This is a genomic window from Kitasatospora sp. NPDC058965 (genome assembly GCF_042741245.1).
In the GTDB taxonomy this organism is placed as follows: Bacteria; Actinomycetota; Actinomycetes; order Streptomycetales; family Streptomycetaceae; genus Kitasatospora.
This window is the reverse complement of the sequence record NZ_JBHYKG010000083.1, coordinates 1-20,770: the sequence shown is the minus strand read 5'-3', so window position 1 is coordinate 20,770 and position 20,770 is coordinate 1. Positions and strand designations below refer to the sequence as shown.

Below are 20,770 nucleotides of genomic sequence, written 5' to 3'. Positions count from 1 at the left end.
GCAGCCTACTGTCCCAGCAGGCCGGCCAGCCGGGCGCGATAGAGGACCGCCACGGTGAAGCCGCAGCTGATCCGGCCCTCGGCCACCAGCTGCTCGGCCTCGGCGAAGCCGAGGCGGACCGCCCGGCGGATGCCCTCCTCCCGCTGCACGGCGCCGTGGCCGACCACCCTGGCCGCGTAGAGCAGGGTGTGGCCGGCCATCAGTCCGGTGTCCGGGTACAGCGGGCCCAGCGGGACCAGTTCCTCGGCCTGCGCGCCGAGTTCCTCGGACAGCTCGCGGCGGGCGTTCCGCTCCCCGTCGGCGTCCGGCTCGCCGTAGCCGCGCGGGGCCTCCAGGTGCCAGGAGCGACTGGCGTGCCGGTAGTGCTCCACCAGCAGCACCCCGTCCGGCAGCACCGGGAGCACCACCACGCCGGGCACCCCGGAGGAGTCCAGCAACCGCAGGTGCAGGCCCAGGCCCCCACCGGGGAACCGGACCGGATCACGCAGCACGGTCACGTAGGGATCGGCGTACACCACCCCGGACTGCGCGGCGGCGACGGGCGCGCCGCCGCCGCGCTCGCACACCGCGCGCTCGGCCTCGGCCGACTCGGCGGGGTCGGTGAGGATCTGGATGCCCTCGGGGTCGTTGCGGAACAGCTCGGGGCGGTCACTGCGCAGTTGGGCGTAGCGGTCCATGGCGGGTCCTTTCTCGCTCCCTCGCATGGTGCCCGCTCGGACGACGCCCCGTCAGCCCGTTGCGGAGTTCACCCCACCGGCTCCGGTTCGGAGAGCTCCGCGACCTGCGCCACCCCGCCGATCGCACCGACCTCGGCGAAGCCGGCCTTGCGCAGGTCGGCCACCAGGGTCTCCCACTGGCGCAGCCCGCTGCCCGCGAACCGGCCCTCGATCAGCCGCAGGCTGGACTCCAACCGGGCCTGCTCGGCGCGCCCGGTGGTCCGGTTGACCACCAGCCGGACCACCACCGGGGCGGCCCGGTTGGCGAAGGCCCGGGTCACCTCGCCGAGGATCTCGAAGGCCGGGTGCGAGCCGAACAGCACCCGCACCGAGGCGGTGGCCACCTCGACCAGCAGCTCCACCTGCGGGGTCCAGCGGGCCATCCGGGCGGCCACCTTGCGCCGGGCCACCCGGTTGCTGGCCTCCCGGACCATCGCCACGTACGCCGACACCACCGCCGGCGCGCCGTGCTGCTGGTCGGCGAACCGGGACGGGTCGGCCACCCCGGGGTCGGCCAGCAGGGCCTGCAGCCGGGTCAGGTACCGCTGCCACTGCGGGGTCTGGCGCAGCGACAGCACGTCCGGCAGCGAGAGCTCGGCGAAGGACTCGACGTACAGGCCCTCCTGGACCACCTCGAAGGCGGTCCGGCGCATGATCTCCACGAGCTGCTCGGGGCTCAGCTCCGCCTTCTGGCCGGCCCACCGCAGGACCGGCTCCTGCAGCGCGCTGCGCGGCAGCGACCCCTGCGGGGTGAGCGCGAACGCCCCGAGCCGGTCGGCCAGGTTGACGTTGTAGGCCAGGTCCACCACCTGCTTGATCTCCGCGCCGAACTCCCGGGTCGGGTCGTAGTCGCGGTCGGCGGGGTTGCTGCCGTCGCCCACCACGAAGCGGCGGTAGAGCTCGTCGCGCAGCACCAGGCCGCGCTCGCGGATCCGGGCGTTGCTGAAGTCGGCCACGTCGAGGAACCGCTGGCGCAGCTGCTCCTGCCGGTCCGCCGACACGTCGAGCGAGCGGGCCAGCGCGGGGAAGTCGAGCAGGTTGAGGTCGTGCGCGTACCGGGAGAACTCGCGGCCGAGCGCCGTCCCGTCCTGCGCGTTGGCCGACTCGTCCCAGGCCATCCGCAGGCAGCTGGGCCGGGTCTCCTGGCAGACCCGCTCCCAGGCTTGCCACCCCCGCTCCTCCACCCCGAACAGCGGCTGCTGCACCGGCGAGGCCTCGTTCCACAGGAACGGCACCAGGGTGCCCTCACCGAGCAGCTGCTTGAACGCCTCGCGCTCCGGCGAGTCGCTCAGGTAGTCCCGCACCACCGCCGGGTTGTTGTAGAGGTAGGCCCGGTTGACCACCACCTGCTCGCCGTTGACCAGCGCCCGGACGTACTCCGCGCGCACCCGGTCGTCCTGGTGCCGCAGCGCGGCCCGGCGGGACAACTGCCCCTGCCAGAGCCCGCGCAGCTCCCCGGCGGCAAGCCACTGGTTGTCGAGGGCCTGGGCTATGACCGGCACCTGCCGAAGGTCTTCGGGCTGGATCCGGTCGAATTCGACGTTCGCCTCGCTGGACATGGACGCGATGCTACCGGCGGCGGGTGACGGCCAGTCAGCTGAATTCGCAATCCCCCGGTCGGCGGCCCGCGCCATTCGGTCGATGCCGGAGCGAATCGGTCACCCCGCCGCCGCGCCCGCGCCTACTGGCCCGGGCGGACCGTCAGCTCGGTCAGCGACGCGTCGCGCGGCAGGTCCACCGCCGTCAGGATCGCGGTGGCCACCGACTCCGGGGCGATCCAGCGGGACGGGTCGTACTCCCTGCCCTCCTGCTGGTGCACCTTCTGCTGCATCGGGGTGGCGGTGCGGCCGGGGTAGACGGTGGTGACCCGGACGCCGTTCGGGGCCTCCTCGGCGCGCAGCGAGTCGGCCATCGCCCGCAGGCCGAACTTGCTGGCCGCGTACGAGCCCCACTCGGCGTGCGCGGCCTGGCCGGCGCCGGAGTTGACGAAGACGATGCTGCCGCGGGCCTGGCGCAGCTGGGGCAGCAGCAGCCGGGTCAGCTCGGCGGGGGCGACCAGGTTGACCGCCAGGGTCTCCTGCCAGACCTTCACCGGGGTGTCGGCGACGTGGCCGAGCTCGACCACGCCCGCGACGTGCAGCAGCGAGTCCAGGGTGACCGGCAGGGTCTGGTGGCCGAAGGCCCAGGAGAGCTTCGCGGGGTCGGCCAGGTCGCCGACCAGGGTGCGCGCGGTCGGGAAGGTCTCGCGCAGCTGGGCGGCCCGGCGGGCGTCCCGGGCGAGCAGCCAGACCTCGTCGCCGCGCTCCACGAGGCGCTGGGCGACGACGGCTCCGATGCCGGAGCCGGCGCCGGTGAGCAGGTGGGTGGCCATGGGGGGACCTCTCAGGCAGTGGTGGTGAGGTGGGCGAACACGTCGGCGGGGGTCTCGGCGAAGGCGACCAGCTCGGCGAGCGGGCGGGGCAGGAAGCCCTCGGCGTCCATCCGCTCCAACTGCACGCGCAGGCCGGTGTAGAAGCCCGCGGTGTCCAGCACCACCACCGGCTTGCCGTGCAGGTTGTGCTTCTTCAGCTCCAGCACCTCGGTGATCTCGTCCAGCGTGCCGAGGCCGCCGACCAGCACCACCACGGCGTCGGCCCGGGCCAGCAGCTCGGCCTTGCGGGCGGCCAGGTCGGGGGTGAGCACCATCTCGTCGGCGCCCGGGTAGCCCTTGTGCTTGAGCAGTTCGACCTGGATCCCGACCAGCTTGCCGCCGGCCGCCCTGACCTCGTCGGCCAGCAGGCCCATCAGTCCGGCGTTGGAGCCGCCCCAGACCAGGGTGTGGCCGCCCGCGCCGAGCCGGCGGGCGAACTCGGCGGCCGGGGCGGTGTAACGCTCGTCGAGCGAGTATGCGGAGCAGAAGACCGTAATGTTCATAGGCCTAGAGGAGTATCAGATCTCCGCCACGGCCCGCCGCTCGGTTTCCGCGATGGTGGCCGAGCCGACCACCCGGGTGCCGTCGTAGAGCACCACGGCCTGGCCGGGCGCGATGCCGCGGGCCGGGGTGTCCAGCGTCACCCGCAGCTCGCCGTCGACCAGCGCGGCCGTCACCGGCACCTCCTCGCCGTGGGCGCGCAGCTGGGCGGTGTAGCGGCCCTCGCCCGCCGGCGCCGGCCCGCACCAGCGCGGCCGGATCGCGGTCAGGCCCAGCACGTCCAGGCCGGCCGCCGGGCCGACCGTGACGGTGTTGTCCACCGGCGAGATGTCCAGCACGTAGCGCGGCTTGCCGTCCGCCGCCGGGCGCCCGATCCGCAGGCCCTTGCGCTGGCCGATGGTGAAGCCGTACGCCCCCTCGTGCTCGCCGATCTTCGTGCCGTCCACGTCGAGGATGTCCCCGGGGGCCGCGCCCAGCCGCTCGGCCAGGAAGCCCCGGGTGTCGCCGTCCGCGATGAAGCAGATGTCGTGGCTGTCCGGCTTCTTGGCCACCGCCAGGTCGCGGCGCTCGGCCTCCAGCCGGATCCGCTCCTTGGTGGTGTCGCCGAGCGGGAAGAGCGAGTGCGCCAGCTGCTCGGCGTCCAGCACCCCGAGCACGTAGGACTGGTCCTTGGCCGCGTCCACCGCACGGTGCAGCTCCCGCCCGCCGCCGGGCAGTTCGACGATGCGGGCGTAGTGCCCGGTGCACACCGCGTCGAAGCCCAGGGCCAGCGCCTTGTCCAGCAGCGCGGCGAACTTGATCTTCTCGTTGCAGCGCAGGCACGGGTTGGGGGTGCGGCCGGCCGCGTACTCGGCCACGAAGTCGTCGATCACGTCCTCGCGGAACCGCTCGGCCAGGTCCCAGACGTAGAAGGGGATGCCGATCACGTCGGCGGCCCGGCGGGCGTCCCGCGAGTCCTCCAGGGTGCAGCAGCCGCGGGCGCCGGTCCGGAACGACTGCGGGTTCGCCGCCAGCGCCAGGTGGACACCGGTCACCTCGTGCCCCGCTTCCACCGCGCGGGCCGCGGCCACGGCGGAGTCGACCCCGCCGGACATCGCGGCGAGCACGCGCAGGCGGGAGCTGGAGGAGGGGCCGCTGGGGGCGCCGGGGAAGTCAGTCATAGTGCCCTCCAGCGTACGCAATGCCCGTCGGCGCTCCGCCGTCAGCGCTGACCGGCCCGGCGGGCCCGGTCCACCACCGGCCCGATCGCCCCGGCCAGCGCGTCCACGTCCGCCGTGCCGGAGGTGTGCCCCAGCGAGAAGCGCAGCGAGGAGCGGGCCACCAGCGGGGCGGCACCGATCGCCAGCAGCACGTGGCTGGGCTGCGGCACGCCGGCCGAGCAGGCCGAGCCGGTGGAGACCTCGATGCCGGCCGCGTCCAGCAGCATCAGCAGCGCGTCCCCCTCGCAGCCGGGGAAGGAGAAGTGCGCGTTGGCGGGCAGCCGGCCGGCCGGATCGGGGTCGCCGTTGAGCACCGCGTCCGGCACCGCGGCCCGCACCCGCTCGACCAGGTCGTCGCGCAGCCGCTCCATCGCCGCCGCGTGCTCGCCCCGGCGCTCCACCGCGATCGCCGCGGCGGCCGCGAACCCGGCGGCGGCCGGCACGTCCAGCGTCCCGGAGCGCACGTCGCGCTCCTGGCCGCCGCCGTGCAGCAGCGGCACCGGCGCCGCACCGCGGCTGAGCAGCAGCGCGCCGACCCCGTACGGGCCGCCGATCTTGTGCCCGGTGACGGTCAGCGCGTCCAGTCCGCTGGCCGCGAAGTCGACCGGCACCTGGCCCAGCGCCTGCACCGCGTCGGCGTGCATCGGGATGCCGAACTCCTTCGCCACCGCGGCGAGTTCGGCGATCGGCTGGAGGGTGCCGATCTCGTTGTTGGCCCACATCACGGTGACCAGGGCGACCGTGTCGGGCTCCCGCTCGATCGCGGCCCGCAGCTGGTCGGGGTGCACCCGGCCGTGGCCGTCCACCGGCAGGTACTCCACCCGCGCGCCCTCGTGCTCGGCCAGCCAGTGCACCGCGTCCAGCACCGCGTGGTGCTCCACCGGGCTGCACAGCACCCGGGTGCGGGCCGGCTCGGCGTCCCGCCGGGCCCAGTACAGGCCCTTGACGGCGAGGTTGTCCGATTCGGTCCCGCCGCCGGTGAAGACGATCTCGCTGGGCCGGGCCCCCAGGGCGGCGGCCAGCGACTCGCGCGACTCCTCCACCACCCGTCGGGCCCGGCGTCCGGCCGCGTGCAGGGAGGAGGCGTTGCCGGTGACGCCGAGGTGCGCCGTCATCGCGGCGATCGCCTCGGGGAGCATCGGGGTGGTGGCCGCATGGTCGAGGTATGGCATGGCGGCACCAGTGTAGGCGGCCCGCCCGGCCGACCCGAGCCGAAGTCACGATTCGGCCATTGCACGGGCTGCAACGCGGGGTTAGCCTCCTCGCGCCGGCCACGCGGTGGCCGCCCGGGTGAAGAGTGAGGGGTGCGCGCCGCCATGTCGCAGACCGTCGACCGAGCGCTGACCATTCTCGCCTCGTTGGGGGACGGTCCCGCCTCGCTGGAGCAGGCGGCCGGCACCATCGGGGTGCACAAGTCCACCGCGCTGCGACTGCTCCGCACCCTGGAGGAGCACGGCTTCGTGCAGCGCCAGGCCGACCACCGCTACCGGCTCGGCGGCCGGCTGCTCTCGCTGGCGCACATCGCGCTGGAGGGCATCGACGTGCGCCAGGTCTCGGCGCCCTACCTGGCCTCGCTCAACGACCGGTACGGCCACACCGTGCACCTGGCGGTGCTGGAGGGCAGCCAGGTGGTCTGGGTGGACAAGGTGGAGGCCCGCTACCCGGCCCCGGCCGACAGCTGGCTCGGCCCGGCCTCCCGGATCGGCCGCAAGGCCCCGGCCGGCACCACCGCGGCCGGCCGGGTGCTGCTGGCCGACCTGCCGGAGGATCAGCTCGGGCCGGTGCTGGACTCGCTGGACTTCGCGGCCCGCACCCCGCGCAGCCTGCGCTCGGCCCAGGAGCTGCGCACCGAGCTGCTGGCGGTGGCCGAGCACGGCTGGTCGCTGGACCAGGGCGAGTACCAGGACAGCGTCAACTGCCTGGCCGCGCCGATCAAGGGCAACGACGGCCGGGCGATCGCCGCCTGCACCATCTCGGTGCCGACCTCGGTGGCGCCGGTGGCCGAGCTGAACCGACTGCTGCCCGAGCTGCTCTGCACGGTCGAGGCGATCTCGCTGGCCTACGGCGGTTCGCCTACTCCTCGCTGGTGCGAGAACCGTTGCGGTGCCAAGCACGCGGCGCGCGCCAGCCATACCTGAGCGCCAGCATCCGCAGGCCGAAGGCGGTCATCGCCGCGGCGGAGGCGGTCAGCGTGGTCAGGTGGTTCGCGGCGATCAGCAGCGCCACCATCGTCGCGCCGACCAGCGCCGGCACCGCGTAGATCTCCCGGTCCCAGCGCAGCAGCGAGACCGTCTCGTTGGCCAGCACGTCGCGGATCACCCCGCCGCCGGCCGCGGTCAGCATGCCCAGCACGACCGAGGCCACCGATCCCAGGCCGTAGTCGTGCGCCTTGGCGGTGCCGGTGACGCAGAACAGGCCCAGCCCCAGTGCGTCCAGGGTCTGCACGCTGCGGTTGATCCGCTCCACCTCGGGGTGCAGGAAGAAGACCACCAGGCCCGCCAGCAGCGGCGCCAGGAAGTAGCCCATGTTGGTGAAGGCGGCCGGCGGGACGGCCCCGATCAGCAGGTCGCGCACCACCCCGCCGCCCAGCGCCGTGGCCTCGGCCAGCACGCAGATGCCGAAGATGTCCATGTTCTTGCGCACGGCCAGCAGGCCCCCGGAGAGGGCGAAGACGAAGATGCCGACCACGTCCAGCGGCTGCTGCACATCGGGGGAGAAGATCTGCGAGGTCACCGGCCCAGTGTCTCCCGGTACCGGTCCGGTACCGAATCCCGGCCCCCGCCCGGACGGCGGGCCCGGCCCGGACAGCACCGGGCGGACAGCACCGGACAGCGGGCCCCGCCCGCACAGCACCGGGCGGCCGGCCCCGGGTCGGGACCGGCCGCCGGGGGCACGGCTCAGGCCGGGCGGTCCGCCGGCTCCGCCGGGAGCTCCGGGAAGTGGCAGGCCACCTGCTGGCCCGCGCTCAGCGCGGTGAGCACCGGCTCCTGCTCCGCGCAGACCTCCTGGGCCTTCCAGCAGCGGGTGCGGAACCGGCAGCCGGAGGGCGGGTTGATCGGCGAGGGGACGTCCCCGGTGAGCAGGATCCGCTCGCGCCGTTCCTTGCGCCGCGGGTCCGGCACCGGCACCGCGGAGAGCAGCGCGTTGGTGTACGGGTGGGCCGGCCGGGTGTAGAGCGTGTCCCGGTCCGCGATCTCCACGATCTTGCCCAGGTACATCACCGCGACCCGGTCGGAGACGTGCCGCACCACCGAGAGGTCGTGCGCGATGATCAGGTAGGTCAGCCCCAGCTCGCGCTGCAGGTCGTCCAGCAGGTTGACCACCTGGGCCTGGATCGACACGTCGAGCGCCGAGACCGGCTCGTCCGCCACGATCATCTTCGGCTTGAGCGCCAGCGCCCGGGCGATCCCGATCCGCTGCCGCTGGCCGCCGGAGAACTCGTGCGGGTAGCGGTTGTAGTGCTCGGGGTTGAGCCCGCACAGCTCCAACAGGTCCTGCACGGCGCGCTTGACCCCGTGCTCGGTGGCCACCTTCTGCAGCTTGAACGGCGCCCCGACGATGGTGCCCACGGTGTGCCGCGGGTTCAGCGAGGAGTACGGGTCCTGGAAGACGATCTGGATGTCCCGGCGCAGCGGGCGCATCGCCCCCACACCCAGGTGGGTGATGTCGCGGCCCTCGAACTCCACGGTGCCGCCGGTGGGTTCGTCCAACCGGGTGACCAGCTTGCCCATGGTGGACTTGCCGCAGCCGGACTCCCCCACCACGCCCAGGGTCTCCCCCGCGCGCACCTCGAAGCTGATCCCGTCCACCGCGCGCACCGCGCCGACGGTGCGGCGCAGCAGGCCGCCCTTGATCGGGAAGTGGCGCACCAGGTCGGTCACCTTGAGCAGCGGGGCGCGCTCCGGCGACGGCGTCGGCGCGGGAACCGAGGCGGTCTGAGTATCCGTCATGATCCGTACAACTCCAGGAAGTTCAGAGCCGGGGTGCGATCTCGTCGGCGAAGATCCGGTGCCGGTCGGCGATCGGCAGGTGGCAGGCGGCGAAGTGCCCGGGAGCGGCCTCGGCCAGCAGCGGCAGCTCGCCGGTGGACCGGCCGCCGGTCAGCTCGGCGTACGGGCAGCGCGGGTGGAAGGCGCAGCCGCTGGGCACGTTGATCAGGCTCGGCGGGGTGCCGCCGACCGGCACCAGCCGGTCCTGCAGCGCCCGGTCCAGCCGCGGCATCGAGCCCAGCAGGCCCCAGGTGTAGGGGTGTTCGGGCGCCTCGAAGAGGGTCGCGGCCGGGCCGCGCTCGATGCACCGCCCGCCGTACATGACCAGGATGTCGTCGGCCAGCTCGGCCACCACGCCCAGGTCGTGGGTGATGATGATGACGGCGGTGCCGAACTCGCTCTGCACGTCCCGGATCAGGTCCAGGATCTGGGCCTGCACGGTGACGTCCAGCGCGGTGGTCGGCTCGTCGGCGATCAGCAGCTGCGGGTCGTTGACCAGCGCCATGGCGATCATCGCGCGCTGGCGCATGCCGCCGGAGAACTGGTGCGGGTAGTCGTCCACCCGGCGGTCCGGCTGCGGGATGCCGACCCGGTCGAGCATCTCGACGGCGCGCCGGCGGGCGTCCCGCTTGCTCGCCTTGGGGTGGTGCGCCAGGTAGGCCTCGATGATCTGGTTGCCCACCGTGTAGAGCGGGTGCATCGCGGTCAGCGGGTCCTGGAAGATCATCGCCATCTTCCGGCCGCGCAGGCGGCGCACCCGGTCGGGCTCGGCGCCGACCAGCTCCTCGCCGTCCAGCCAGATCTCCCCGCTGATCCGGGCCCGCTTGGAGCGGTGCAGGCCCATGATGCCCAGCGAGGTGACCGACTTGCCGGAGCCGGACTCGCCGACGATGCCCAGCGTGCGCCCCTCGGCGAGGTCGAGGCTGACCCCGTCCACCGACTTGACCAGGCCGTCGTCGGTGTCGAAGTGGATGCGCAGGTCGCGCAGCGAGAGGAAGGCGGTGCCGGGGCGGTCCGCGGGCTCGACGGTCATGACAGCCTCACCCGGGGGTCGACGGCGGCGTACAGGAGGTCAACCAGCAGGTTGCACAGGATGATGAAGAAGGCGGCGACCAGGGTGACGCCGAGGATCTTGGGCAGGTCGTTGTCGCCGATCGCGCTGACCGCGAAGGCGCCGATGCCCTGCAGCGAGAACACCTGCTCGGTGATCACCGCGCCGCCCAGCAGCAGGCCCAGGTCCATGCCGAAGATGGTCAGCAGCGGGGTGAGGACGGCCCGCAGTCCGTGCCGGACCACCACCCTGCGCTCGATCAGGCCCTTGGCCCGCGCGGTGCGGATGTAGTCCTCGTTCATCGTGTCCAGCATCTCCGAGCGGGTCAGCCGGGCGTAGAGCGCGGAGTACAGGAAGGCCAGCGCGATCCAGGGCAGCACCAGGTTGCGCGCCCAGCTCAGCGGGTCGTCGGTGAAGTTGACGTAGTGCAGGTTGTCGAAGATCGGCCACTGGTAGCTGAACAGGAAGAGCAGCAGCGCGCCGGTGAAGAAGATCGGCAGCGACACGCCGGCCAGCGCCACGCCCATCGACAGCCGGTCGAAGATCGAGCGCGGCTTCAGCGCGGAGACCACGCCGGTGGAGATGCCGGCCAGCACCCAGAGCACCGCCGCGCCGATCGCCAGCGAGATGGTCACCGGCAGCCGGCTCTCGATCTCCGGCCAGACCTCCAGGTGGTTCTTGAAGGAGTAGCCGAAGCACGGCACGTGGCAGGTGGTCGCGTCCGGACCGAACTTGTACTGGGCGCCGAAGAACAGTTGCTTGATGAACCGTCCGAACTGGATGTACAGCGGCTGGTCGAACCCGAGGTTCTTCTTGATCGCCAGCATCGCCTCGGGCGACGGGTTCTTGCCGATGTACTGGGCGGCGAGCTGATCGGCGGTCTCGCCCGCCAGGCGGGGGAGCAGGAAGAAGATGCCGAAGGTGACCGCGCTGACGACCAGCAGCAGTACCAGGGCCGCGAACGTCCTGCGGATGATGTAGGCCAACACAGTTGGACGGCTTCCGGGTGTTCCGCCCCCGCCCGGTCCGCCCCTCGTGGGGGCGGACCGGACGGGAGCGGGCACCGCTCGCCTTCACCTGCCTTCAGGGATGGTGAGCCAGGCTCTTACTTGGTGGTACCGATGTTGAGGTAGTCGTACTCACCGCTGAACGCGGAGGTGGAGACCAGGTTGGTCGCGGTGTTCGAGCGGTACAGGAAGACCTTGAAGTCGGTCAGCGGCACGATCACCGCGTCGTCCATGACCTGCTTGTCGATCGCGGCGTAGTCCTTCTCGCGGGCCGCCTGGTCGGCGTTGGAGCCGGCGTCGTCGATCAGCTTGTTGACCGCCGGGTCGTTGAGCTGCGACAGGTTGCTGTTGCCGGAGTCCTTGATCGCACGACCGTCCACGATCTGCTGCAGGAAGCCGTAGCCGGTCGGCCAGTCGGCGCCCCACTGCATCATCATCAGGCCGACGCCCTTGGAGTTGATGAAGTTCGGCACGCCCGCGTAGTCCGAGAAGTACTTGCCCTGCGGGAACTGCTGGATGTCGGCCTCGATGCCGATCGCCTTGAGCTGGCTCTGGATCGCGGTGGCCGCGGCCACCTCGGCCTTGCGCTCGGTGCGGGCGATCAGCGTGGTCTTGAAGCCGTCCGGGTGACCGCAGGCGGTCAGCGCGGCCTTGGCCTTGGTCGCGTCACCCTTGTTGCCGTCAGTGGCGTAGGGGTTGATGTCCGCGTGGCCCGGGATGTCCGGGGGCAGCACGCTGGTGGCGATCTGACCGCGGATCGGGCCGCCCTCGGCGGTCTGCACCGCGACCTTGTCGAGCGCCAGCTGGACGGCCTTGCGGCAGTCCACGCTGTCGAACGGCGCCTGGTGGCTGTTGATCGCCATGTAGACCAGCCGGCCGCCGTAGGCGTTGTCGGTGTTGGCCTTGAGCTTCGGGTCGAGCAGGATCTTGGCCTGGGTCTGCGGGTCGACGCCGCCGCCGACCAGGTCGACCTGGGCGTTGCCGGCCATCAGGTCCTGGTCGATGGTGGCCTGGTCGATGTTCATCTTCAGGTCGATCTTGTCGGCCAGCTGCTTGCGCAGCGGGTCGGTGCTCGCGTCCCAGTTGGTGTTGGGGACCAGCACCGCTTCCTTGCCGTCGTCGTACGACTGGAACTTGTAGCTGCCGCTGGAGACGATGTGCTTCACGTACCCGGCGCCGTCGTCCTTGGCCTGCGGGACCGGCGCGGTCTGCGGGGCGCTGACCAGGTAGTCGAAGTCGGCGAACGGCTGCTTCAGGTGGAAGACGATGGTGGTGTCGTCCGGGGTCTCGATCGACTTCAGGCCGTCGGGGCTCTTGTCGTCGTACGGGCCCTGGTACGGGGTCGCGTTGTCGACCAGCAGCTCGTTGAAGTAGGTCGGCCCGTTGGAGTTGACCTTCGGGGCGAAGTTGGAGCGCTCCACCGCGTACTTGACGTCCTTGGAGCTGATCGGGGTGCCGTCGTCGTACTTCAGCCCGGAGCGCAGGTGGTAGGTCCAGGTCAGGCCGTCGGAGCTGACCTGGCCCATGCCGGACGCCAGGTCGGGGACCAGCTTGTTGCCGGACTGGCCCGGGCCGGGGGCGAAGGTGGTGAGCGGACGGGCGTACAGCCGCGAGAAGTTGTAGATGTAGGCGTAGTACGTGTTGCCCGGGTCGAGCGAGTCCGGGGTGCCCTTCATCTCGTAGGTCACCGTGCCGCCCTTGTGATCGGAGGCGTTCACGATGCCCTTGGTGGCGGCGTCCTGGCCACTGGCACCGGAGTTGCCTCCGGACGGCGCGGCGGAGGGGCTCCCCTTGCCGCTGTTGCAGCCGCTCAGCACCAGCGCGGCGGTGGCGGCCACCGCGGCCAGGACGAGCGTACGGGATCGGCGCATAGCTGGATCAACCCCTTGAGAGTGGAGTGGAACGTGAGGGAACAGCTGATGGGTGGGAGTCAGTTGCTGCGCGGGTCGAGCGCGTCGCGCAGTCCGTCGCCGAGCAGGTTGAAGGCGAGCACGGTGAAGAAGATGGCCAGGCCGGGGATGACCAGGTACGAGGTGTCCACCTGGTAGTAGGTGAGCGCGTCGTTCATCGTCCCGCCCCAGGAGGCCTGCGGAGCGGCGATGCCGACGCCCAGGAAGCTGAGCGCGGCCTCGAAGAGGATGTTGGTCGGGATCAGCAGGGTCGAGTAGACCAGGATCGGCCCGACCAGGTTCGGCAGCAGCTCCTTGAACAGGATCAGCGGGCCGCGGGCGCCCAGCGAGCGGGCCGCGAAGACGAACTCACGCTCGCGCAGCGAGAGCGTCTGACCGCGCACGATCCGGCCCATGTAGGGCCAGTTGAAGAAGCCGATCACGAAGATCAGCACGGCGATGTGCAGCGGCAGGCCGTGCAGTCCGAAGGCGCCGCCCTGCAGCGAGGCCGAGATGGAGATCGCGAAGAGCAGCAGCGGGAAGGCCAGGAAGGTGTCCATCACCCGGCTGATCACGGTGTCCACCCAGCCGCCGTAGTAGCCGGCCATGATGCCGAGCACGGTGCCCAGGGTGTTGGACAGCACGGTGGCGCCGAAGGCCACCAGCAGCGAGACCCAGGAGCCCTCGATCATCCGGGCCAGCAGGTCGCGGCCCTGCAGCGGGTCGATGCCCAGCGGGTGGTCCAGGCTCATCCCGCCGAACGAACCCATCGGAATGCCACCGAGGTTGGCATCCAGCAGGTCCGGGTGCGGGGCGTTCGGGTCCAGGCCGAAGACGGCCTCGATGGGCTTGGCCAGCACGGCCAGCAGCACCAGCAGGATCACCACGACGCCGCCGGTCATGGCCGCCTTGTCCCGCTTGAAGCGGGTCCAGGCGATCTTGCCGAGCGAACGGCCCTCGATCCGCGAGGGCTGGGTGGCGACCGCGGTCGCCCCGGGCTCGCCCGGAGCGGGTGCGGTGGTGTCGGTGGGTGTGGTCATGGGCAGTTGCGTCCCCTCGCCGACGGTTCGTCGGCCCAAGGCGGCCCGCGGGCAGGCATGACAGTGTCAGGTCCTGGTCAGGACAGGTCTGCCATGGTGCCCCGGCTGCTCGGCTGGTGCGGTGCGCAGCACTCTTCACGTTCCCGACAGCCTCGCGCCAGCCCCCATTGGTGAAGGATGCCCAACTGTGATCTACCGATCTTCGTGATCGATAAACCCCACGGGGCGTCAGTTTTGCGCGTCCGGGCAGCGGTCAACACCCGCCGGATATACGGTTCGGGGCCGAACGGAACGGGTGCCGGAAGGGTTCCCCGCAGGGTCAGCGCCCGGGCCAGGGCTGCTGCGGCCAGCCCGGCTGCGGCTGCGGCTGGGGCTGTGCCTGGGGGTAGCCGTAACCGGTCGGATACGGCGCCGGCGTCGCCTCGCGGTGGTAGAACGGCCGAGCGTTGGCGCGCATCCACAGCGCCACCGGGTCGTAGTCGTCGCTCATCGCCACGGTGGACACGGCGAGTCCGGCCGGGGCCTGGGCGATCGCCCGCTGCATCAGCGCGCGCACCGCCTCCACCGCGGGCGGCGAGGTGTCGTAGAGCTCCAGGCCGATCGCCAGGTAGGGATCGCCGAGCGCCGGCCGCACCCAGGCCCGGCGCAGCGCGCGGACCGGGCGCACCGACGGCGCCTGGTGCTGGAGCAGCCCGAAGAACGCCTCGGTGCCGGGCAGCTGCGGCTCGGTCAGCTGCAGCGGACCGGCCGGCAGCCGGTCCAGGCCGGCCGCCACCCGGCGCAGGTCGGCCCAGGGCACGCCGACCCCGCCGCCGGGCGCGTGCGGGTTGAGCCACAGGCCCCAGCGGGTGCGGTACAGGGTGTCGGCGATCTCCCGGCCCGAGATCACCTCGTGCGCCCGGGACCAGCCGCTGGCGGCCAGCTGCTCGGGCGAGGTGGCGGCCGGCGCGTAGCCGAGCCCGCCGATCTCCATGTTCCCGTACTGGGCGTCGGGGCTGCCGGGCGTGCCGTGCCAGAGCAGCATCCAGACCCTGCCCTGGGCGAGGGCCCGCAGCAGCTGCTCGTAGGCGTCCCACCGGTCCGGGGCGACCTGCTGCAACGCGCGCTCCAGGGCGCCCGGATCGCCCGGCGCCGGTCCCCACGGCCCCGGTCCGCCCGCTCCCGTCGTCACCGCACGTGCCCTTCTCTCGCGTCGCCCATCGCCGGCCCCTCAGCCCCGCTCGTAGAACGGCCGGACCCGGTGCAGCATCCAGTCCACCACCGGGTCGGCCGCCAGGTCCAGCAGCACGATGTGCACGCCGCCGGGCAGCGGCGCCACCCCGAGCGCCCGGCCCAGCGCGGCGTTGGCCTGCGCCGGGTCGGCCGGCCCGGCCGGGTCGAGCTGCACGCCCACGAAGAGCACCGTCGGCTCGCCCTCCACCGAGGCCAGCGCCCGACGGGCCGTCAGCACCCCGGGCAGCGCGGCCAGCTCGGCGCGCACCGCGTGCAGGAAGTCCACCGGCTCCTCGGCCGGCTCCGGCTCGCGCAGCGCGACCCGGGCGCCCTCCGCCACCGGCGCGCCGGTCACCGGGTCCCACCGGTCGCCCTGCGGACCGCGGCGCAGCTCGGCCACGCCCTCCGGCGGCACCGGCAGGCCCACCGGCGCCTCGGGATTGACCGCGATGCCCACCCCGAGCGGCAGGCCGCGGGCGAACTCCCAGACCGGGGCCACCGCGCAGCTCATCCCGGGGGCGTGCCGGACGAACTGCTCCTCCGAGGAGAAGACCGGCACGTACGGCGCGCCGGCCAGCTCCATGGTCGGCAGGTCGAGCCCGTGGCCCTGCGGGTCGGCGCCCGCCGGCAGCGGGATCCACACCTGGCTGCGGGCCAGCACCTCGATCACCCGCGCGGTCGCACCGGGGTCGCCCAGCGCCGCGGTCAGCACCTGCTCCAGCTCGTTCGCGGGCCACCCGCTGCCGGCCGGCGCCTGACCCGGCTCGACCCACCCGGGCCCCCCCGCGGCGTACCCCTGACTGTCCATCCGCCCCTGCCCGCTCGTCACGCAGTCCGTCCGGGCAGAAGCCTACCGACCCCTGGAACGCCGGACCCCCCTCCCGTCCGGCCCGGCGGCATGCCATGATGTCCGCGAACGTCGAATTTCATACTGGCCGCTCGAACCCGCGCGGGAGAGTCCGGAAGTGCCCCAGGGCACCGGCCGGCGCCGAAGGAGCAAGTCCTCCCCGGAATCTCTCAGGCACCCATACCGTGTGGGCGAGGCGAATCTGGAAAGTGGACACGGCCGTGCCGTGCGCCCACCCACGGTGCAAGCCGCGCCATGCTGGTCGCGGTGAAGCTCTCAGGTTGTGACGACAGACGGGGAGACTCCACCTCCCTCCGTGCCCGTCAACGGCAGGAGGGATCTCACCTGCCTGTTTCCAGACCGGGAGTCCCGCCATGTCCCCGCGCCTCACTGCGCTCGACGCCCTGCACCGCGCCCTCGGCGCCACCATGACCGACTTCGCCGGCTGGGACATGCCACTGCGCTACGGCAGTGAGCGCGAGGAACACCTCGCCGTCCGCACCCGGGCCGGTCTCTTCGACCTCTCGCACATGGGCGAGATCACCGTCTCCGGCCCGCAGGCCGGCGAGCTGCTCGACCACGCGCTGGTCGGCTTCATCTCCGCGCTCGGCGTGCTGCGCGCCCGCTACACCATGATCTGCCAGGAGGACGGCGGGATCCTGGACGACCTGATCGTCTACCGGACCGCCGAGGACGAGTACATGGTGGTCGCCAACGCCTCCAACGCCCAGGTGGTGCTGGACGCGCTGACCGAGCGCGCGGCCGGCTTCGACGCCGTGGTGCGCGACGACCGGGACGCGTACGCGCTGCTCGCGGTCCAGGGCCCGGCGGCCAACGCGATCCTCTCCTCGGTCACCGACGCCGACCTGCCCGGCCTGAAGTACTACGCCCTGCTTCCCGCCACCGTCGCGGACCGGCAGGTCTGGCTGGCCCGCACCGGCTACACCGGCGAGGACGGCTTCGAGATCTTCTGCGCCCCCGCCGACGCCGAGCACCTGTGGCAGGCGCTCACCGCGGCCGGCGCCCCGCACGGCCTGGTCCCGGCCGGCCTGTCCTGCCGCGACACGCTGCGCCTGGAGGCCGGCATGCCGCTGTACGGGCACGAGCTGGACACCTCGCTGACCCCGTTCGACGCGGGCCTGGGCCGGGTGGTCCGGTTCGACAAGACCACCAATGACGGCGCGTTCGTCGGCCGCAAGGCGCTGGAGGCCGCCGCGGCCCAGGCCGAGGCCAACCCGCCGCGGGTGCTGGTCGGCCTGGTCTCCGAGGGCAAGCGGGTGCCGCGCGCCGAGTACGCCGTGGTGGACGCGGCGGGCACCCCGATCGGCCGGATCACCTCCGGCGCGCCCTCCCCCACCCTGGGCAAGCCGATCGCCATCGCCTACGTGGACGCCGCCCACGCGACGCCCGGCTCGGCCGTCGCGGTGGACGTGCGCGGCAAGCACGAGCCCGTCGAGGTGGTCGCGCTGCCGTTCTACAAGCGCGCCCGCTGACCCTCCGGCACACCGTTCCGTCCCGCGTCGTCCGCTCGGCGGACGCCGCGCGATTCCCGCTTCCCACTAATGGAGAATGAGCACCATGAGCAACCCGCAGAACCTGCAGTACAGCAAGGAGCACGAGTGGCTGACGGCCGCCGACGCTGACGGGGTCTCCACGATCGGCATCACCGAGCACGCCGCGGGCGCGCTCGGCGACATCGTCTACGTGGACCTGCCGGCCGTGGGCGACACCGTCACCGCCGGCGAGACCTGTGGCGAGCTCGAGTCCACCAAGTCGGTCAGCGACCTGTACTCGCCGGCCACCGGCGAGGTCGTCGAGGTCAACCAGGACGTCATCGACGAGCCCGCACTGGTCAACTCCGCCGCCTTCGAGGGCGGCTGGCTGTTCAAGCTGAAGGTCACCGAGACCCAGGGCGACCTGCTCAGCGCCGACGAGTACACGGCCTTCACCGCCGGCTGACCCACCCCGGGGGGCGGCCGCAGCGCGGCGGCCGCCCCCTTGTCGGCAAGCCCGCCCGCCGCCCGCCACCGCCCTTGCGCCGACGCGCCGCGCGCGGCACCTCCTAAGCCCCACGGGAAGACGCCACCATGACGGTTCTCAACCAGTCCCTGCACGCTCTCGACCCGGAGATCGCCGCCGCGGTCGACGCCGAGCTGCACCGCCAGCAGTCCACCCTCGAAATGATCGCCTCCGAGAACTTCGCGCCGGTCGCGGTCATGGAGGCCCAGGGCTCGGTGCTGACCAACAAGTACGCCGAGGGCTACCCCGGCAAGCGCTACTACGGCGGCTGCGAGCACGTCGACGTGGTGGAGCAGATCGCCATCGACCGGATCAAGGCGCTGTTCGGCGCCGAGGCCGCCAACGTTCAGCCGCACTCCGGTGCCCAGGCCAACGCCGCCGCGATGTTCGCGCTGCTCCAGCCGGGCGACACGATCCTGGGCCTGAACCTGGCCCACGGCGGTCACCTGACCCACGGCATGAAGATCAACTTCTCCGGCAAGCTCTACAACGTGGTGGCCTACCACGTGGACGAGCAGACCAACCTGGTCGACATGGAGGAGGTCGAGCGCCTCGCCAAGGAGCACCAGCCCAAGCTGATCGTGGCCGGCTGGTCCGCCTACCCGCGCCAGCTCGACTTCGCCGAGTTCCGCCGGATCGCCGACGAGGTCGGCGCCTACCTGATGGTGGACATGGCCCACTTCGCCGGCCTGGTGGCCGCGGGCCTGCACCCGTCCCCGGTCCCCTACGCGGACGTGGTCACCACCACCACCCACAAGACCCTGGGCGGTCCGCGCGGTGGCGTGATCCTCTCCAAGGCCGAGCTGGCCAAGAAGATCAACTCCGCCGTCTTCCCGGGCCAGCAGGGCGGTCCGCTGGAGCACGTGATCGCCGGCAAGGCGGTGGCCTTCAAGGTCGCGGCCACCCCGGAGTTCAAGGAGCGCCAGGAGCGCACCCTGGAGGGCGCCAAGCTGCTGGCCGCCCGCCTGCTCCAGGACGACGCCAAGGCCGCCGGCGTCTCGGTGCTCTCCGGCGGCACCGACGTGCACCTGGTCCTGGTCGACCTGCGCAACAGCGAGCTGAACGGCCAGGACGCCGAGGACCGCCTGCACGAGGTCGGCATCACGGTCAACCGCAACGCGGTGCCGAACGACCCGCGCCCGCCGATGGTCACCTCCGGCCTGCGGATCGGCACCCCGGCGCTGGCCACCCGCGGCTTCCAGGCGGCGGACTTCGCCGAGGTCGCCGACGTCATCGCCGAGGCGCTGCTGCCGGGCTTCGACGAGACCAAGAAGACCGCGCTGAAGGCCCGGGTCACCGCCCTGGCCGAGAAGTACCCGCTCTACCCGGAGCTCTAGCCTCCACCACGGGTCCGTGCCCGGCGTCACACCGCCGGCCCGGGCCCGTTCCCCGGGGCACCGCGCACACTGGATCGTGAGCCGGTGCCCCGCGCCGTGTCTCCTTCACCTCCGGTCCACGAGACCAGACAAGGACGTCCCCCGTGGCCATCAGCGTCTTCGACCTCTTCTCCATCGGCATCGGCCCCTCCAGTTCGCACACCGTCGGCCCGATGCGCGCCGCCCGGATGTTCGCCCGCCGGCTGCGCTCCGAGGGCCTGCTGGACCGGGTCGACTCGGTCCGCGCCGAACTGTTCGGCTCGCTCGGCGCCACCGGGCACGGCCACGGCACCCCGAAGGCGGTGCTGCTGGGTCTGGAGGGCAACTCCCCGCGCACCGTGGACGTGGCCAAGGCCGACCTGGACGTGGAGCGGATCAAGGAGGTCAAGCGGCTCTCGCTGCTGGGCAGCCACGAGATCGACTTCGACCCCGACACCCAGCTGGTGCTGCACCGCCGCCGCTCGCTGCCGTACCACGCCAACGGCATGACCCTGCTGGCCCGGGACGCGGCCGGCGCCGAGCTGCTGCAGAAGACCTACTACTCGGTGGGCGGCGGCTTCGTGGTCGACGAGGACGCGATCGGCGCCGACCGGGTGGTCCCGGACGACACCCAGCTGCGCTACCCGTTCCGCACCGGCGAGGAGCTGCTCCGGCTGACCCGGGAGACCGGGCTGTCGATCTCCGGCCTGATGCTGGAGAACGAGAAGGCCTGGCGCAGCGAGGACCAGATCCGGGCCGGGCTGCTGGAGATCTGGGGCGTGATGCGGGAGTGCGTCAGCGCCGGCATGTCCCGCGAGGGCATCCTGCCCGGCGGCCTGAAGGTGCGCCGCCGGGCCGCCGCCGGCGCCCGGGCACTGCGCGCCGAGGGGATCGGCCCGGCCAACGCGATGGAGTGGGTCACCCTCTACGCGATGGCGGTCAACGAGGAGAACGCCTCCGGCCAGCGGGTGGTGACCGCCCCGACCAACGGCGCGGCCGGCATCATCCCGGCGGTCCTGCACTACTACCAGAACTTCATCCCGGGCGCCGACGACGAGGGCATCGTCCGCTTCCTGCTCGCGGCCGGTGCGATCGGCATGCTCTTCAAGGAGAACGCCTCCATCTCGGGTGCCGAGGTCGGCTGCCAGGGCGAGGTCGGCTCGGCCTGCTCGATGGCGGCCGGCGGTCTGGCCGAGGTGCTCGGCGGCACCCCGGAGCAGGTGGAGAACGCGGCCGAGATCGGCATCGAGCACAACCTCGGCCTGACCTGCGACCCGGTCGGCGGCCTGGTCCAGATCCCGTGCATCGAGCGCAACGGCATGGCCTCGGTCAAGGCCGTGACCGCCGCCCGGATGGCGCTGCGCGGCGACGGCCGCCACCACGTCTCCCTGGACAAGGCGATCAAGACCATGAAGGAGACCGGCGCCGACATGAAGATCAAGTACAAGGAGACCTCGCGCGGCGGCCTCGCGGTCAACGTCATCGAGTGCTGATCCGACGACGGAGCGGCCGCCCGGTACCGAACCCGGCGGCCC

General features: G+C 72.4%; 19 protein-coding genes and 1 riboswitch. Of the genes, 5 read left to right on the top strand and 14 right to left on the bottom strand.

The annotated features are described in order from the left end of the window. Positions 1-5: 5 nt before the first annotated feature. The 6 genes from ACFW1A_RS16365 to ACFW1A_RS16340 form a co-directional block, all read right to left on the bottom strand. Positions 6-677 (bottom strand): NUDIX hydrolase, encoded by a 672-nt coding sequence (locus ACFW1A_RS16365; RefSeq protein ID WP_380409522.1) that lies wholly within the window; start codon positions 675-677, stop codon positions 6-8. 68 nt (positions 678-745) lie between these two features. Next, entirely contained in the window at positions 746-2,275 is a 1,530-nt protein-coding gene (locus tag ACFW1A_RS16360) for a hypothetical protein (protein WP_380409521.1), read from the bottom strand. Positions 2,276-2,397: 122 nt separating this feature from the next. Further along, positions 2,398-3,087: an SDR family oxidoreductase gene (locus tag ACFW1A_RS16355; RefSeq protein WP_380409519.1), complete on the bottom strand. Its 690-nt coding sequence runs from the start codon at positions 3,085-3,087 to the stop codon at positions 2,398-2,400. Between the two features lie 11 nt (positions 3,088-3,098). Further along, the gene (locus tag ACFW1A_RS16350; protein ID WP_380409517.1) at positions 3,099-3,629 is read right to left on the bottom strand and encodes a TIGR00730 family Rossman fold protein; all 531 of its coding nucleotides are present in this window, start codon (positions 3,627-3,629) and stop codon (positions 3,099-3,101) included. A gap of 15 nt (positions 3,630-3,644) precedes the next feature. Next, complete coding sequence (gene mnmA / locus ACFW1A_RS16345) at positions 3,645-4,787, bottom strand: tRNA 2-thiouridine(34) synthase MnmA (RefSeq protein WP_380409515.1); 1,143 nt, start codon at positions 4,785-4,787, stop codon at positions 3,645-3,647. Between the two features lie 41 nt (positions 4,788-4,828). Continuing rightward, positions 4,829-5,998, bottom strand: coding sequence for a cysteine desulfurase family protein (locus ACFW1A_RS16340; protein ID WP_380409513.1), 1,170 nt, complete (start codon positions 5,996-5,998; stop codon positions 4,829-4,831). Positions 5,999-6,142: 144 nt separating this feature from the next. Here ACFW1A_RS16340 and ACFW1A_RS16335 point away from each other — a divergent pair, with 144 nt between their 5' ends. Further along, positions 6,143-6,964 carry an IclR family transcriptional regulator gene (locus ACFW1A_RS16335; protein ID WP_380409511.1) on the top strand — a complete coding sequence of 274 codons (822 nt, stop codon included), beginning with the start codon at positions 6,143-6,145 and terminating at the stop codon, positions 6,962-6,964. On the opposite strand, the gene ACFW1A_RS16330 is transcribed toward ACFW1A_RS16335, so the two are convergent. The 8 genes from ACFW1A_RS16330 to ACFW1A_RS16295 all read right to left on the bottom strand — a co-directional run bounded on the left by ACFW1A_RS16330 (position 6,900) and on the right by ACFW1A_RS16295 (position 15,822). Further along, entirely contained in the window at positions 6,900-7,559 is a 660-nt protein-coding gene (locus ACFW1A_RS16330; RefSeq protein ID WP_380409509.1) for a trimeric intracellular cation channel family protein, read from the bottom strand. The genes ACFW1A_RS16335 and ACFW1A_RS16330 overlap by 65 nt on opposite strands. Before the next feature lie 164 nt (positions 7,560-7,723). Then, positions 7,724-8,776: an ABC transporter ATP-binding protein gene (locus tag ACFW1A_RS16325; RefSeq protein ID WP_380409507.1), complete on the bottom strand. Its 1,053-nt coding sequence runs from the start codon at positions 8,774-8,776 to the stop codon at positions 7,724-7,726. 22 nt (positions 8,777-8,798) lie between these two features. Then, positions 8,799-9,848, bottom strand: coding sequence for an ABC transporter ATP-binding protein (locus ACFW1A_RS16320; RefSeq protein WP_380409505.1), 1,050 nt, complete (start codon positions 9,846-9,848; stop codon positions 8,799-8,801). Further along, a complete protein-coding gene (locus ACFW1A_RS16315) occupies positions 9,845-10,855 on the bottom strand; it encodes an ABC transporter permease (protein ID WP_380409503.1) in 1,011 nt (336 codons plus the stop codon). Before ACFW1A_RS16315 ends, ACFW1A_RS16320 begins: the two co-directional genes overlap by 4 nt. 116 nt (positions 10,856-10,971) lie before the next feature. Further along, on the bottom strand, positions 10,972-12,744 hold the full coding sequence (locus ACFW1A_RS16310; RefSeq protein ID WP_380409501.1) for an ABC transporter substrate-binding protein: 1,773 nt from the start codon (positions 12,742-12,744) through the stop codon (positions 10,972-10,974). Between the two features lie 59 nt (positions 12,745-12,803). Further along, entirely contained in the window at positions 12,804-13,802 is a 999-nt protein-coding gene (locus ACFW1A_RS16305; RefSeq protein ID WP_380409499.1) for an ABC transporter permease, read from the bottom strand. A gap of 319 nt (positions 13,803-14,121) precedes the next feature. Continuing rightward, positions 14,122-14,973 carry an enhanced serine sensitivity protein SseB C-terminal domain-containing protein gene (locus ACFW1A_RS16300; protein ID WP_380409497.1) on the bottom strand — a complete coding sequence of 284 codons (852 nt, stop codon included), beginning with the start codon at positions 14,971-14,973 and terminating at the stop codon, positions 14,122-14,124. A gap of 39 nt (positions 14,974-15,012) precedes the next feature. After that, positions 15,013-15,822: an enhanced serine sensitivity protein SseB gene (locus ACFW1A_RS16295; protein WP_380409495.1), complete on the bottom strand. Its 810-nt coding sequence runs from the start codon at positions 15,820-15,822 to the stop codon at positions 15,013-15,015. Positions 15,823-15,954: 132 nt separating this feature from the next. Beyond that, a riboswitch (glycine riboswitch) is annotated at positions 15,955-16,057 on the top strand. A 178-nt stretch (positions 16,058-16,235) separates the two neighbouring features. Between ACFW1A_RS16295 and gcvT the strand changes: the two genes are divergently transcribed. The 4 genes from gcvT (at position 16,236) to ACFW1A_RS16275 (ending at position 20,728) form a co-directional block, all read left to right on the top strand. Then, complete coding sequence (gcvT, locus tag ACFW1A_RS16290; protein ID WP_380409493.1) at positions 16,236-17,354, top strand: glycine cleavage system aminomethyltransferase GcvT; 1,119 nt, start codon at positions 16,236-16,238, stop codon at positions 17,352-17,354. Between the two features lie 85 nt (positions 17,355-17,439). Continuing rightward, on the top strand, positions 17,440-17,820 hold the full coding sequence (gene gcvH, locus ACFW1A_RS16285) for a glycine cleavage system protein GcvH (RefSeq protein ID WP_380409490.1): 381 nt from the start codon (positions 17,440-17,442) through the stop codon (positions 17,818-17,820). Positions 17,821-17,948: 128 nt separating this feature from the next. Beyond that, positions 17,949-19,217, top strand: a complete 1,269-nt coding sequence (gene glyA / locus ACFW1A_RS16280) for a serine hydroxymethyltransferase (RefSeq protein WP_380409488.1) — start codon at positions 17,949-17,951, stop codon at positions 19,215-19,217. Between the two features lie 143 nt (positions 19,218-19,360). Further along, positions 19,361-20,728, top strand: a complete 1,368-nt coding sequence (locus ACFW1A_RS16275; protein ID WP_380409486.1) for an L-serine ammonia-lyase — start codon at positions 19,361-19,363, stop codon at positions 20,726-20,728. Positions 20,729-20,770 lie beyond the last annotated feature (42 nt).

Bases quoted from the DNA above. Each gene is read 5' to 3' on its own strand.
- ACFW1A_RS16365 (WP_380409522.1), bottom strand. From the start codon at position 677: ATGGACCGCTACGCCCAACTGCGCAGTGACCGCCCCGAGCTGTTCCGC.
- ACFW1A_RS16360 (WP_380409521.1), bottom strand. From the start codon at position 2,275: ATGTCCAGCGAGGCGAACGTCGAATTCGACCGGATCCAGCCCGAAGAC.
- ACFW1A_RS16355 (WP_380409519.1), bottom strand. From the start codon at position 3,087: ATGGCCACCCACCTGCTCACCGGCGCCGGCTCCGGCATCGGAGCCGTC.
- ACFW1A_RS16350 (WP_380409517.1), bottom strand. From the start codon at position 3,629: ATGAACATTACGGTCTTCTGCTCCGCATACTCGCTCGACGAGCGTTAC.
- mnmA (WP_380409515.1), bottom strand. From the start codon at position 4,787: ATGACTGACTTCCCCGGCGCCCCCAGCGGCCCCTCCTCCAGCTCCCGC.
- ACFW1A_RS16340 (WP_380409513.1), bottom strand. From the start codon at position 5,998: ATGCCATACCTCGACCATGCGGCCACCACCCCGATGCTCCCCGAGGCG.
- ACFW1A_RS16335 (WP_380409511.1), top strand. From the start codon at position 6,143: ATGTCGCAGACCGTCGACCGAGCGCTGACCATTCTCGCCTCGTTGGGG.
- ACFW1A_RS16325 (WP_380409507.1), bottom strand. From the start codon at position 8,776: ATGACGGATACTCAGACCGCCTCGGTTCCCGCGCCGACGCCGTCGCCG.
- ACFW1A_RS16320 (WP_380409505.1), bottom strand. From the start codon at position 9,848: ATGACCGTCGAGCCCGCGGACCGCCCCGGCACCGCCTTCCTCTCGCTG.
- ACFW1A_RS16310 (WP_380409501.1), bottom strand. From the start codon at position 12,744: ATGCGCCGATCCCGTACGCTCGTCCTGGCCGCGGTGGCCGCCACCGCC.
- ACFW1A_RS16305 (WP_380409499.1), bottom strand. From the start codon at position 13,802: ATGACCACACCCACCGACACCACCGCACCCGCTCCGGGCGAGCCCGGG.
- ACFW1A_RS16295 (WP_380409495.1), bottom strand. From the start codon at position 15,822: ATGGACAGTCAGGGGTACGCCGCGGGGGGGCCCGGGTGGGTCGAGCCG.
- gcvT (WP_380409493.1), top strand. From the start codon at position 16,236: ATGTCCCCGCGCCTCACTGCGCTCGACGCCCTGCACCGCGCCCTCGGC.
- gcvH (WP_380409490.1), top strand. From the start codon at position 17,440: ATGAGCAACCCGCAGAACCTGCAGTACAGCAAGGAGCACGAGTGGCTG.
- glyA (WP_380409488.1), top strand. From the start codon at position 17,949: ATGACGGTTCTCAACCAGTCCCTGCACGCTCTCGACCCGGAGATCGCC.